Raw genomic sequence first — 12,702 nt, forward strand, 5'->3', positions numbered from 1 at the left:
GCCGGTCTCCGGCATGGGGCCAGCGCGGCCTCCGACCATTCCAACTTCACGTTTTCAGGAGCTTCCCATGCCTTCATTCCCTGTTCGCCCCTTGATGTCTGCGCCCCTGCTGAGCCTGGCGCTGGTGCTGTTGCCCGTGTTGGCACTGCCCGTGGCCCACGCGGCCGATATGCCCACCACGCCAGTGGAGAACGCACGCATTGACGACTTTGCCGTGGGCAAAAAAGCCATCGAAGCCAAGAACTGGGCGCTGGCGGCCAGCAGCTTCAGCAAGGTGGTGGCCCAGAATCCTCAGAACGCCGATGCCTATAACCTGCTGGGCTACTCCAACCGTTGGCTCGGCAAATACGACGAGGCGTTTGCGGCCTACAACAAGGCGCTGGCGCTGGACCCCCGCCACAAGGGAGCGCTGGAATACTCGGGCATGGGCTACCTCAAGGTTGGCCAGAAGGCGCAGGCCGAAGCCCAGCTCGCCAAGCTGCAGGCCATCTGCGCGCAGTGCGAGGAGACCACCGATCTGGCCAAGGCCATTGCGGCCTACAAGCCGGCGCAGTAGGAGCGGCTAAAAAACCCTTCCTGCGTTGTTGCTGCGTCTGGTCGTACTACCCGTACTGCCTGCGACGCAGCGCCTCGCCAGAACCGCTGCGCTGGGTTTTGTTATCCGCTTTGTATCGTTTTCAGGCGCCTGATTTTTAGTGTGTAAGGCGCTGTTGGCCCGTTAGACTTGATCGGTATCAAGCGGTAACGAATAGCGTGCCGCGCTGCCTGCCTCTGCTGCAGGCCCATCAGGAGCCAACATGCGCATCAACCTGCCGGTGACCCAGCAGAACTTCGACTATTCCGGCGATGAACTGCTGGTGTCCAGCACCAACACCAAGGGCGAGATTACCCACTGCAATCCAGCGTTCGTTCGCGTGAGCGGCTACAGCTACGACGAACTCATTGGCCAGCCGCACAACCTCATCCGCCACCCCGACATGCCCGCCGAGGCCTACAAGGACATGTGGCGCACCATTGGCCGGGGGGAGCCCTGGACGGGCCTGGTCAAGAACCGCCGCAAGAACGGCGACCACTATTGGGTGCGCGCCAATGTCACCCCCATCATGGAGGGCGGCAAGCCACGTGCCTACATGTCGGTGCGCACCAAGCCCAGCGCGGCAGAAATTTCTGCTGCCGAAGCCCTGTATGCCCAGATGCGCAGCGAGGCGGCATCGGGCGCGAGCAGCTTCTACCTGGACTCGGGCAACGTGCGCTACCGGGGAGTGCGTGGCTGGCAGCAGCACCTGGCGCAGATGGCGTTGCTGCCGCGCATGGCGATCCTGCTGCTGGTAACGGTGCTGCTGGCCTTGTTGCCCGATGTGATGGGTCTGCAAGGCACCACCGCCTGGGTAGCCCGCCTGGTGTTGCTGTTGCTGGGGGCGGGGTGGACGCTGTGGCGCTTTCAGGCCACCGTGTTGCAGGGCGTGCACGATGCCACCCGCTTCGCGTCCGACATCTCGGCCTGCAACCTGGCCACGTCGGTGGGCACTGACTATCCCCAACCCCTGGGCGCGCTGATGCAGCGCCTGCTGCAGACCCAGGTCAACCTGCGCGCAGTGGTGGGCGATGTGCGCACCGAGGTGCGCAACTTCATTGACTCAGCCGACGAGATCTCGCGCGGCGGCCTGGACCTGTCGGCCCGCACCGAATCGCAGGCCAGCAGTCTGGAAGAGACTGCTGCGGCCATGGAGCAACTGGCCAGCACGGTGCTGGAGACCTCCGAGACTGCCGCCAAGGTCTCGCGCGAGAGCGCGCAGAGCAGCGACATCGCCAAGCGCGGCGGCCAGGCGGTGCAAGAGGTGGGCGCCGCCATGCAGCAGATGAAGCTGTCGTCCACCAAGATCAGCGAAATCGTGGGCGTGATCGAGGGCATCGCCTTCCAGACCAATCTGCTGGCCCTGAACGCCGCCGTCGAGGCGGCCCGTGCCGGTGAGCAGGGGCGGGGTTTTGCGGTGGTGGCGGGTGAGGTGCGGGCGCTGGCCCAGCGCAGCGCCAGCTCCGCCAAGGAGATCAGCGGTCTGATCGGCGTGACGGTGAACCAGATCGCCAGCGGTGCCCAGCAGATGGGCCATGCCGGCACCACCATTGAGGGCGTGGTCGATGCAGTGGAGCGCGTGAGCACGCTGGTGCAGCAGATCAGCAGTGCCACCAAAGAGCAGTCGCAAGGCATCGCCCAGGTCAACGAGGCGGTGACGCAGCTGGACACCGTGACGCAGCAGAACGCGGCGCTCGTCGAGGAGTCTGCGGCGGCGGCGCAGGGGCTCAAGGAGAGTGCGGTGTCGCTGGGCCGCTCGGTGGATGTGTTCCGGCTGGGGTAACGGGTAACGGGTGCTGTGGCGAGCGACCGCCAGCCACGCAGACCTTGACGAATGCTTACTCGTAACTTACAGTGATTTTCCCGTTTTCCGGGAGATCACCATGACCCTCAACGAGCTGCAACGCATCAAGCAGTGGCATGTCGCGCACAAGGCAGACCACCCGCTCGAATACCACCTGTGGGACCTGGTGTTGACGGTCTGGATGCTGGGCTGGGTGGGCTGGTTTCCCATCATCGCTTTTGGCGAGCCGTGGACCGCGCCGCTGTGCCTGATGGGTATCTTCGGGCCCAGCCTCTATGTCACCTGGCGAACGCGTGCCCACCTGCGCCACACCCTGCGGTGCGACTGGATCGATGCGCGGAGCTGATGGACGCGACTGACGGCGGCTGGGCCTACTGCCGTGCCGTGCGCACGTTGCGCGGCAGACCTTGCGGGTGGCTGGTGCGCAGCGGGTTGATGTCCAGCCCGCCCCGGCGCGTGTAGCGCGCGTACACAGTCAGTTTGATGGGTTTGCAGCGCGTCCACACGTCCATGAAGATGCGCTCCACGCACTGCTCGTGGAACTCGTTGTGGTTGCGAAAGCTCACCAGGTACTGCAGCAGCCCTTCCTGGTTGATCTGCGGGCCGCTGTAGCTGATCTGCACACTGCCCCAGTCGGGCTGGCCGGTCACCAGGCAGTTGCTTTTGAGCAGGTTGCTGGTCAGTGTTTCGGTCACGGGTGCCTCGTTGAACGTGGCCGTCAGCAATTCGGGGGTTGGCTGGTACTGCGTGCATTCCACATCCAGGCGGTCCAGGCTCAGGCCGTCCAGTTCATGCACGGGTTCTTGGTCGAACAGCTCCGGCGCGATGAGCCTCACGCCCACGGTGGCCGGGTGTTCCGCGCCACGCCACGCGGCTTCGCTGATGTCGGTGCGGATGCGCGCCTGCACTTCGGCCGCATCGGCAAAACGGGTGTTGTTGAAGCTGTTGAGGTACAGCTTGAACGATTTGCTCTCCACGATGTTGGGCGTCTCGCAGGGCACGGTGATGTGCGCCAGCGCCACCTGCGGCTTGCCGCGCAGGTTCAGCCACGACAGCTCGAACGCTGTCCACAGGTCGGCCCCGAAGAACGGCGCGGCGCCGGTGATCCCGATTTCGGCGCGCTTGCCAGAGCGGGGGATGGGGAACAGCAGCGATGCGTCGTACTGGTCCACGTAGGCGGAGGACTTGCCGAGTTGGGATTGTTCCGGGGTGTTCATAAATGCTATTAAATTTATAGCTAATAGCGCTTTATGGATAAGCGCTAGAGCCTGTTTTTACTTGAATTCCCGTTCGCGCAGCCACTTGGTGGCGATCCACTTCTCGCCCGCGATCACCGGCGCACCGCCGTGCAGCGTGCGGGTGGACGGGTGCGGGCGCTCATAGCTGAAGAACACCGCATTGCCGCGCTGCGGCGCGACCTCCAGGTGCACGTCGGGGAAGGTGGTGCCGCCGCCTTTTTCGGGGGTGTTCAGGTACATCACCAGTGTGCCCACACGTTGCCCGCCGCGCTGGACGATGGTGGGCGTGCCGGGCTCGGCGGGGTCGAAGTAGTCGTAGTGAGGCTTGTACTCGGCGCCTGGGCGGTAGTGCAGCACCTGCAGGCCCTCGCCGTTCTCGATGGGCCAGTTCAGCAGGCGCGCAATACGTTCTTCGATGCGCTGGATCAGCGGGCTCTGGCCGCGCTGGAAGAACATGCCGTCGCTGGTGCGGTCGTCATTGATTTCCTCGCCGCCCGTCTTGGTGGCCACGGTGAGCGAGCGCGCCATGCGCGGCGCAGCGTCCGCGATGAGGGCGTCGCATTCTTCGGGCGAGAGCAGGTTGCCAAACACCACGATGCGCGGCTGGGCCATGGCCAGCAGCACATTCACGGTGCGGTCGCCACAGTCCACCTGGGCGGGCGATGCATCCAGCTGGGGCTCGGGGACAGGCACGGCGGCGGGCTGGCCTTGTTGTACGGCCAGTTCGTTCAGGTGGTCCTGCAGCGTGACCTCCAAGGCGTCGGCGGCCACGTCTTCATCCCAGCCCGCATCGCGTATGGACTGCAGCACCACAGGCGCGGCGTAGCCGGCCTGGGCCTGTTCGATGATCCAGCGGCGCAGCTCGGGCGTGATGGCCTGCCGCGCGGTGCTGGCGCGCTGGTGGGTGGTTGTGGTGCTGCTGTCAGGGTGCTGCTCAGAACGCGATGCCATGGCGGTCCTTCAACGTGAATGGGGTTAGCAGAGTCAGGCGGTGGGCAGGGTCTTGCGCCGGAAGACCAGGCGCTCGGGCTCGGATGATGCCGGGGCAAAGGCATAGCCGTCCAGATCAAACCCTTCGAGCTTGTGCGGCGTGGCCACGCGGTGCGTGATCGCATAGCGCGCCATCAGGCCCCGCGCACGTTTGGCATGGAAGCTGATGATCTTGTAGTTGCCGCCTTTCCAGTCTTCGAACACACATTCGATGACACGGGCCTTGAGCGCCTTGCGGTCGACGGACTTGAAGTACTCCTGCGATGCCAGGTTGACCACCACGGGAGTCGTGTCGGCGCGCAGGCGGGTGTTGAGGTGCTCGGCAATCTGGTTGCCCCAGAACTGGTACAGGTTGCTGCCTGCGCTGGTGGCCAGGCGCGTGCCCATTTCCAGGCGGTAGGGCTGCATGCGGTCCAGCGGCCGCAGCACGCCATAGAGGCCGCTCAAGATGGCCACATGGCTTTGTGCCCAGTCCAGTTCCTGCGGGGCGAGCGTGCGGGCGTCCAGTCCCTCGTACACATCGCCGTTGAAGGCCAGCAGCGCCTGGCGCGAGTTGGCGGCCGTGAAACGGGGGCGCCAGGCCTGGTAGCGCGCCACGTTCAGCGCGGCGAGCTTGTCACTCAGGTCCATCAGCGAAGCGATTTGCTGCGGAGATTGCTCGCGCAGCACCTCAATGAGCGCGGTGGATTGCGCCACAAACTGGGGCGTGGTGTGTGGCAGGCCTTCGGGCAAGGGCGTGTCGTAGTCGAGCGATTTGGCGGGAGACAGCAGGAACAGCATGGAGGCAGAAGGTCCGTGGATCTCGGAAGGTGAAGCAGGTGGCCGGGTGGGCTGCTGCGATTCTGGGGAGGCGGTGGCTCGAAATGGTACCTGTTGAAGGACCGTATTCGGGCGCTTGCGGGCATTGGCAGGCTCCCGCAAAAAAAGAAGGCGGCCTGGGCCGCCTTCTTTTTTGCATAGCTGCCGCTCCCGGAGGGGCAGCAGCTGTTTTCAGCGCATCAGGCCGAGGGAGTCTGCTCAAACGGCAGCTTCATGGCAGACAGGTCGCGGCGGGTTTCCACCAGCACCAGCGGGCCTTCGTCCAGCACTACCGCAGGTGGGCGCTCGCGTGGCACGCGGATGGGCTTAGGCTCGGCGGCAATCGCAGCTTGCACAGCAGCGATCTTGTCCATGTCGGAGTTGACCCACTGCAGGCCCGATGCGGCAGCCACTTGCTGCAGCTCGTCGATGGGCAGTGCGAACGCCTGGACGCGGGGCAGACCGTTCGCAGCGGGTACCACCGGTGCGACGGGTGCCGCAGCGGGTGCAGATGCTGCAACAGGGGCTGGTGCCGCCACAGGTGCTGGCGCGGCCGCCACCGGGGCTGCTACCGGCGCGGCGACAGGTGCAGCAACGGGGGCCGGTGCGTGGGTCGGGGCGGGCACGGGTGCTGCCACAGGCGCTGGAGCGGGTGCCGCTGCCGCTGGCTCCGCTGCAGGGGCCGTGAAGTAGCTGCGGCGTGGCGCTTCGTCCTGCGCGGGTGCTGGCTCGGCCTGCGTGGGGTCGAAATCCAGCATCGCCGGTGCGGCGGCTTCAGCATTGCCGTTGTTGTCACGCGGACCGCGTTCGCCACGCTCGCGGCGGTCACGGCCGTAGCGGTCGCGCGAACGGCGCTCGCGGCGCTGTTCTTCTGCAGCGGCACCATTGCCGTTGGGCTGAGCGTCGTTGCCGGACAGGTCCAGATCGGGCAAGGCAGCCAGTGGCGCCGTGTCGGCAAAGTCGCCAGGCACTGCGGCAGCGGCCGTTTCCTGGGCTTCCACCGCGCGGGGTGTGCGCTCGCCACGTTCGCCACGGTTGCCGCGATCACCACGTTCACGGCGTGGGCCGCGTTCGCCACGGGGCTGCTGGGTGGGTAGGCCTTCTGTGCTGTTGCCGGGGTTGCCAGCGTTGGGGCCTTCCACCTGTGCGGTCACGGCGGTGTTGTTGTCACCGTTCAAGCCTGCGTTCTGGTTGCGCGGCTCGGTGTTGTCCCGGCGGCCACGGCCACCTCCTTCGCGCCCTTCGCGTCCATTGCGGCCACCGTCGCGGCCTTGGCCTTCGCGAGCCTCGCCTTCGGGGCGGCGCTCGGCGTCGCGGGGTGCGCGGCCTTCGGCCGAGCGTTCGCCACGGCGGCCCCGGCCTTCGCCGCTGCCTTCGCGGTTGCCGTCACGGGGTGCGCCTTCGCGCTGGCCGTCCCGGTTGCCATCGCGGCCACCACGGCGGCCACGGCCTTCACCGTTGCGGCCATCGCGGCGGGGTTCGCCACGGGCGGTGGTCTCCGGGGCTGCTGCCGGTGCGGGCGCGGCCACGGGGGCAGGGGCTGCCGGTGTGGTGCCAACGCCGAACAGGCTCTTGATCCACCCAAAGAAGCCTTGCTCTTGGGGGGCGGCCGCAGCCGGGGCCGGGGTTGCCACGGGGGCGGGTGCTGGCGCGGTCGCAGCGGCGGGGCGCTGGCCAGCGCGTGGTGGGCGGGCGGCGCCTTCGGCACGGGGCTCGGCCACCGGGGCGGGTGCATCGGGCAACACGCCCTTAATCACCGGCGTCTGCTTGTTGGTGGGCTCTTGCGAGCGGCGCGTCACAGCGGTGGGGTCTTCCACTTCTTCAGCAAGCTTGTAGCTGGCTTCGATGTGGTCCAGGCGCGGGTCGTCGTGCTTGAGGCGCTCCAGGCGGTAGTTGGGGGTTTCCAGCGTCTTGTTGGGCACCATCAGCACGGCCACGCGCTGCTTGAGTTCGATCTTGGCGATCTCGGTGCGCTTCTCGTTCAGCAGGAACGAAGCCACTTCCACCGGCACCTGGCAGTGCACGGCGGCCGTGTTGTCCTTCATCGATTCTTCCTGAATGATGCGCAGGATCTGCAGGGCCGACGATTCGGTGTCGCGGATGTGGCCCGAGCCGCCGCAGCGGGGGCAGGGGATGGACGAGCCTTCGCTCAATGCGGGCTTGAGGCGCTGGCGGCTCATTTCCATGAGGCCAAACTTGCTGATGGTGCCGAACTGCACGCGGGCGCGGTCCTGGCGCAAGGCGTCGCGCAGGCGGTTTTCCACTTCGCGGCGGTTCTTGCTCTCCTCCATGTCGATGAAGTCGATGACGATCAGGCCGCCCAGGTCGCGCAGGCGCATCTGGCGGGCCACTTCATCGGCGGCTTCCAGGTTGGTGCGGGTGGCGGTTTCCTCGATGTCGCCGCCCTTGATGGCGCGGGCCGAGTTCACGTCCACGGACACCAGCGCTTCGGTGTGATCGATCACGATGGCGCCACCCGAGGGCAGCTGCACGGTGCGGGCGTAGGCCGATTCGATCTGGTGCTCGATCTGGAAGCGGCTGAACAGGGCGGCGTCGTCGCGGTAGCGCTTCACGCGGGCGGCATGCTCGGGCATGACGTGCGCCATGAACTGCTGTGCCTGTTCGTAGATGTCGTCGGTATCGATGAGGATGTCACCGATGTCGTTGTTGAAGTAGTCGCGGATCGCGCGGATCACCAGGCTCGATTCCTGGTAGATCAGGAAGGCGCCCTTGCCACCCTTGGCGGCGCCGTCGATGGCATTCCAGAGCTTGAGCAGGTAGTTCAGATCCCACTGCAGCTCGGGCGCGGTGCGGCCAATGCCGGCGGTGCGCGCGATGATGGACATGCCGTTCGGGTATTCGAGCTGGTCCATCGCCTCCTTGAGCTCGGCGCGGTCTTCGCCCTCGATGCGGCGCGATACGCCACCGCCCCGGGGGTTGTTGGGCATCAGCACCACGTAGCGGCCAGCCAGCGAGACGAAGGTGGTCAGGGCCGCGCCCTTGTTGCCACGTTCTTCCTTTTCGACCTGGACCAGCAGTTCCTGGCCTTCCTTGATCACTTCATTGATGCGCGCCTGGCTGGGCGAGACACCGGGGGTGAAGTAGCTGCGCGAGATTTCCTTGAACGGCAGGAAGCCGTGACGGTCTTCGCCGTAGTCCACAAAACAGGCTTCCAGCGAGGGCTCGACGCGCGTGACGACGGCCTTGTAGATGTTGCCCTTGCGCTGCTCGCGCCCTTCGATTTCGATTTCGTAGTCGAGGAGTTTTTGTCCGTCGACGATGGCCAGGCGCCGTTCTTCGGGCTGCGTGGCGTTGATGAGCATCCGCTTCATGATGCGATTCCTTCAGTGTTTCGCGGACAGCAGCGGAGCAGCCAACCGTGACCCACGGAGAGGGCTGCGCGGGCTGCCGCCCACAGTTTCCAAACCAATACAACAAGCTCTACAGGAGCTGTGAATGCCTGGACTGACGCATCGAAACGAAGGGAATTGCCGGGGATGCCAATGATCTGCCGCGCTCTAGCGCAGCATCGGGAGGCAGGGGCGCGTGGATGGGGGCGAGTGGTAGGAACGCAGTTTTGCTAGCAAAAGAGTAGCTGATTGCGCTTGCTGGCTGTGCGCTGAGGGCGATTTTGAGCATGCAGCCAAAGGCCGCAGCCTCCGCCACAGGGTCACCATCCATGCCATCAACAACCACATGCTCGCTTTGATCCGCTGGCAGGCTGCGCCCGGGTAGGGAACATCTGCCAGCTTGGGGGATTCCGTATCAGTGTTTCAATCTGTCAGCCCGCCGCACGGCGTGCGGGCCACCACAGGCATCTGGCCTGCAATCTGCGCGCACGACGCCCGCTGGCATCGACCTGCCTGCACGAGGGGCAAGGGCTGTGTGGACTAAACTCCAGACAAATCAACCACTTACATAACAACGCGCAGGTGAAACACATTATAGGGGCCAAACCGCCCGCTGCCCCTGGGGGGCTTCCCGCAGCCCGCCTGGTGGAAGTGGATGCTGACTCCGCCGGCCAGCGGCTCGATAACTTTTTGATACGCCACTTGAAAGGTGTGCCTAAAACGCATGTCTACCGCATCATCCGCAGTGGCGAGGTGCGCATCAACAAAGGCCGCGTGAGTGCCGACACCCGCGTGGAAGCAGGGGACGTGGTGCGCCTGCCTCCTGTTCGAATTTCAGACAAGGTGGCCGAAAAGGCCGAGCGCCCGGCGCCCGCGCGCGAATTCCCCATCCTGCTCGAAGACGAGCACCTGATCGCCCTCGACAAACCTGCTGGTGTAGCGGTGCATGGCGGGAGCGGGGTGAGCTTTGGCGTGATCGAGCAGCTGCGCCAGGCGCGGCCGGCCTCCAAGTTCCTGGAACTGGTGCACCGGCTGGACCGCGACACCTCGGGCATCCTGCTGGTGGCCAAGAAGCGGTCAGCGCTTACCCACCTGCAGGACCAGTTCCGCGAGCGAGAAACGGGAAAGACCTATCTGGCACTGGTCACGGGCACCTGGCCTGCCAACAAAAAAGTCATCGACCTGCCCCTGCACAAATACCTGCAGGCCGACGGCGAGCGCCGCGTGCGTGTGACCACGGCCGATGACCCGGATGGCATGCGCTCCATCACACTGGTCAAGGTGCGCAGCACCGTGCCCGCGCGCGCTGCGCAGGGCCTGCCCGCCATGTCGTTGCTGGAGGTGACCATCAAGACCGGTCGCACCCACCAGATTCGTGTGCACCTGGCCAGCCAGGGCCACGCCATCGTCGGGGACGACAAATACGGCGACTTTGACCTCAACAAGCGCCTTCAAAAGCTCTCGATGAAGCGCATGTTCCTGCACGCGTGGCGGTTACAGTTCAATCACCCCGCTTCGGGCGAGCGTGTGCAGCTGATTGCCGAGCTGCCCCCCGAGCTGGCTGATTTTGTGTCCCCTGCCTGACGATCCTGCGCGAAGAACCCCCCTCCATGTCTGCCAAAAACTTCCGTCCGCGCCGCTTCGACCTCATCGCCTTTGACTGGGATGGCACCCTGTTCGACTCCACCGCCATCATCGTGCGCTGCATCCAGGCGGCGGTGCGCGACGTGGGCGGCACCGTGCCCACCGACAAAGAGGCGGCCTATGTGATTGGCATGGGCTTGATGCAGGCCCTGGCCCATGCGGCGCCGGATGTGCCACCCGAAAAGTACACCGAGCTGGGCAACCGCTACCGCTTCCACTACATCCAGCACCAGGACGACCTGAGCCTGTTCGACGGCGTGTTACCGCTGCTGAACGACCTGCGTGAACGCGGCCACCTGCTGGCCGTGGCCACGGGCAAAAGCCGGCGCGGGCTGGACGATGCGCTGCACTCGGTGGACTTGCGCGGCGTGTTTGACGGCTCGCGCACCGCCGACCAGACCGCTGGCAAGCCGCACCCGCTGATGCTGCAGGAGCTGATGGCCGAATTTGACGTGGCGCCCGAGCGCCTGCTGATGATTGGCGACACCACCCACGACCTGCAGATGGCGGTCAACGCGCGCTGTGCGAGCGTGGGGGTGAGCTATGGCGCCCATGAGCCCGACGCCTTTCACGCGCTCCAACCGCTGGCGGTCGTGCATTCGGTGCGCGAGCTGCACGATTGGCTGCTGCACAACGCGTGACGCCGGATATTGGAGCGGGACGCGCCCATGACCACACCACCCGATCAGCCCATTGCGCTGTGCAACAGTGCCGACCTCGTCGATGGGGGCTTGGCGGTTCCGTTTGATGTGCAGTACGCAGGTCAGACCTGCCGGGCCTTCGCGATCCGCTACCAGGGCCTGCCGCATGCCTACCTGAACCGCTGCACCCATGTGGCCATGGAGATGGACTACCAGCCGGACCGCTTTTTTGACGACACGGGCCACTGGCTGCTGTGTGCCACCCACGGGGCCGCCTACCTGCCGAGCACCGGCCAGTGCGCGGGCGGCCCGTGCCGGGGCGGGCTGGTGAAAATTGCTTTGTCCGAAAGCGATGGTGTGGTGCACTGGCATACTGCCTACAACCTGCAACCCGTAGAGTTCTAGAAAATCCAGATGAATTACCCTTATGTGCTGTCGCCTGGTGCCAGCCAGCGCGGTGCGCGGGCGGCAGTGTTGCAGTGCCCAGGACGTACGACATGACAGACCCCCAGCAGCCCGGCTCTTCGGGTTTTGACCCAAAAAGTAATCCCGCGCCCGATCTGTGGGCGCAAGCAGCTACAAATTCAGGAGCATCTGTGAGCGACTCATCGCGTGAACCCGGCTGGGAGCGCGCCACGCTGGAAAAGCTGGCCTTCTCCGCCCTCCAAGAACAGCGCAGCGCCCGCCGCTGGAAGATCTTCTTCCGCCTGGCATGGCTGGTGCTGATTGCCGCAGTTGCCTTTGCGGCCCTGCGCCAGGCATCGCCCAGTGCCAGCAAGAGCACGCCCCATACGGCGGTGGTGGACATCAAAGGTGAGATCGCCAGCGGCGCCGAGGCCAGTGCCGAGTTCGTGGTGGCCGCCATGCGCAGCGCACTGGAGGACGAAGGCTCGCAGGCCTTGGTGCTGCTCATCAACTCGCCCGGCGGCAGCCCGGTGCAGGCCGGAATCATCAATGACGAAATTGTTCGTTTGAAGGCCAAGCACAACAAGCCGATCTACGCCGTGGTTGAAGAAACCTGCGCCTCGGCGGCTTATTACATTGCCGCAGCAGCCGACGACATCTACGTGGATAAAGCCAGCATCGTGGGCAGTATCGGCGTGCTGATGGATGGCTTTGGCTTCACCGGCACCATGGAAAAGCTGGGCGTGGAGCGCCGCCTGCTGACCGCTGGCGAGAACAAGGGTTTCCTCGACCCGTTTAGCCCGCAGACCGAAAAGCAGCGTGCCTACGCGCAGACCATGCTCGACCAGATCCACCAGCAGTTCATTGCCGTGGTGAAAGCCGGGCGTGGTGACCGCCTCAAGACCACGCCCGACACCTTCAGTGGCCTGTTCTGGACCGGCCAGCAGGCCGTGGAAATGGGCTTGGCCGACAAGCTGGGCAACCTGGACTACGTGGCCCGCGAGGTGGTGAAGGCCGAAGACATCATTGACTACACCCGCCGCGACAACGTGGCGGAACGGCTGGTCAAGCGCTTTGGCGCGGCGATTGGTGTGGGCGCCGTGAAGTCATTGGCAGTGGCTGGACCTCAGCTGCGCTGACACTGTCCGACGCGGCCTTTGGGCCATGCACAAAAAAAGCCCCGGGTGGAGACTCCACCCGGGGCTTTTTTTTGCATCTGGGCCTGCGTGGCGGTACGTGGTGTGACGCAGTCGGCCGT

At 65.2% G+C, this 12,702-nt stretch carries 11 protein-coding genes; 7 read left to right on the plus strand and 4 right to left on the minus strand.

The genetic code is table 11. The features are described from left to right. The first annotated feature begins 67 nt into the window (after positions 1-67). The 3 genes from LPA35_RS09560 (at position 68) to LPA35_RS09570 (ending at position 2,724) form a co-directional block, all read left to right on the plus strand. On the plus strand, positions 68-556 hold the full coding sequence (locus LPA35_RS09560) for a tetratricopeptide repeat protein (RefSeq protein ID WP_228896713.1): 489 nt from the start codon (positions 68-70) through the stop codon (positions 554-556). A 241-nt stretch (positions 557-797) separates the two neighbouring features. Then, a complete protein-coding gene (locus tag LPA35_RS09565; RefSeq protein ID WP_228896715.1) occupies positions 798-2,357 on the plus strand; it encodes a PAS domain-containing methyl-accepting chemotaxis protein in 1,560 nt (519 codons plus the stop codon). 100 nt (positions 2,358-2,457) lie between these two features. After that, positions 2,458-2,724, plus strand: coding sequence for a hypothetical protein (locus LPA35_RS09570; protein WP_121505738.1), 267 nt, complete (start codon positions 2,458-2,460; stop codon positions 2,722-2,724). 25 nt (positions 2,725-2,749) lie between these two features. Here LPA35_RS09570 and queF read toward each other — a convergent pair whose 3' ends face one another. From queF to LPA35_RS09590, 4 genes are all read right to left on the minus strand, one after another. Continuing rightward, entirely contained in the window at positions 2,750-3,595 is an 846-nt protein-coding gene (queF, locus tag LPA35_RS09575) for an NADPH-dependent 7-cyano-7-deazaguanine reductase QueF (protein WP_228896718.1), read from the minus strand. Positions 3,596-3,652: 57 nt separating this feature from the next. Then, the gene (locus tag LPA35_RS09580; RefSeq protein ID WP_228896720.1) at positions 3,653-4,567 is read right to left on the minus strand and encodes a 2OG-Fe(II) oxygenase; all 915 of its coding nucleotides are present in this window, start codon (positions 4,565-4,567) and stop codon (positions 3,653-3,655) included. Positions 4,568-4,600: 33 nt separating this feature from the next. Beyond that, entirely contained in the window at positions 4,601-5,386 is a 786-nt protein-coding gene (gene yaaA / locus LPA35_RS09585; RefSeq protein ID WP_228896727.1) for a peroxide stress protein YaaA, read from the minus strand. Between the two features lie 218 nt (positions 5,387-5,604). Further along, positions 5,605-8,736, minus strand: a complete 3,132-nt coding sequence (locus LPA35_RS09590; protein ID WP_228896729.1) for an Rne/Rng family ribonuclease — start codon at positions 8,734-8,736, stop codon at positions 5,605-5,607. 600 nt (positions 8,737-9,336) lie between these two features. Here LPA35_RS09590 and LPA35_RS09595 point away from each other — a divergent pair. The 4 genes from LPA35_RS09595 (at position 9,337) to LPA35_RS09610 (ending at position 12,583) form a co-directional block, all read left to right on the plus strand. After that, positions 9,337-10,338: an RluA family pseudouridine synthase gene (locus tag LPA35_RS09595; protein WP_228896732.1), complete on the plus strand. Its 1,002-nt coding sequence runs from the start codon at positions 9,337-9,339 to the stop codon at positions 10,336-10,338. A gap of 26 nt (positions 10,339-10,364) precedes the next feature. Then, complete coding sequence (locus LPA35_RS09600) at positions 10,365-11,039, plus strand: HAD family hydrolase (RefSeq protein ID WP_055395306.1); 675 nt, start codon at positions 10,365-10,367, stop codon at positions 11,037-11,039. Positions 11,040-11,066: 27 nt separating this feature from the next. Continuing rightward, the gene (locus LPA35_RS09605) at positions 11,067-11,444 is read left to right on the plus strand and encodes a Rieske 2Fe-2S domain-containing protein (RefSeq protein WP_055395307.1); all 378 of its coding nucleotides are present in this window, start codon (positions 11,067-11,069) and stop codon (positions 11,442-11,444) included. Positions 11,445-11,536: 92 nt separating this feature from the next. Continuing rightward, positions 11,537-12,583, plus strand: a complete 1,047-nt coding sequence (locus LPA35_RS09610) for a S49 family peptidase (RefSeq protein ID WP_176886645.1) — start codon at positions 11,537-11,539, stop codon at positions 12,581-12,583. Positions 12,584-12,702: the final 119 nt, after the last annotated feature.

The organism is Acidovorax sp. Leaf73 (assembly GCF_916855635.1).
In the GTDB taxonomy this organism is placed as follows: domain Bacteria; phylum Pseudomonadota; class Gammaproteobacteria; order Burkholderiales; family Burkholderiaceae_C; genus Acidovorax; species Acidovorax facilis.

What these genes read in the sequence shown, in the direction of transcription:
- LPA35_RS09565 (WP_228896715.1), top strand. Translation starts at nt 798, where the DNA reads ATGCGCATCAACCTGCCGGTGACCCAGCAGAACTTCGACTATTCCGGC.
- LPA35_RS09610 (WP_176886645.1), top strand. Translation starts at nt 11,537, where the DNA reads ATGACAGACCCCCAGCAGCCCGGCTCTTCGGGTTTTGACCCAAAAAGT.
- LPA35_RS09570 (WP_121505738.1), top strand. Translation starts at nt 2,458, where the DNA reads ATGACCCTCAACGAGCTGCAACGCATCAAGCAGTGGCATGTCGCGCAC.
- queF (WP_228896718.1), bottom strand. Translation starts at nt 3,595, where the DNA reads ATGAACACCCCGGAACAATCCCAACTCGGCAAGTCCTCCGCCTACGTG.
- LPA35_RS09590 (WP_228896729.1), bottom strand. Translation starts at nt 8,736, where the DNA reads ATGAAGCGGATGCTCATCAACGCCACGCAGCCCGAAGAACGGCGCCTG.
- LPA35_RS09600 (WP_055395306.1), top strand. Translation starts at nt 10,365, where the DNA reads ATGTCTGCCAAAAACTTCCGTCCGCGCCGCTTCGACCTCATCGCCTTT.
- LPA35_RS09560 (WP_228896713.1), top strand. Translation starts at nt 68, where the DNA reads ATGCCTTCATTCCCTGTTCGCCCCTTGATGTCTGCGCCCCTGCTGAGC.
- LPA35_RS09580 (WP_228896720.1), bottom strand. Translation starts at nt 4,567, where the DNA reads ATGGCATCGCGTTCTGAGCAGCACCCTGACAGCAGCACCACAACCACC.
- LPA35_RS09605 (WP_055395307.1), top strand. Translation starts at nt 11,067, where the DNA reads ATGACCACACCACCCGATCAGCCCATTGCGCTGTGCAACAGTGCCGAC.
- yaaA (WP_228896727.1), bottom strand. Translation starts at nt 5,386, where the DNA reads ATGCTGTTCCTGCTGTCTCCCGCCAAATCGCTCGACTACGACACGCCC.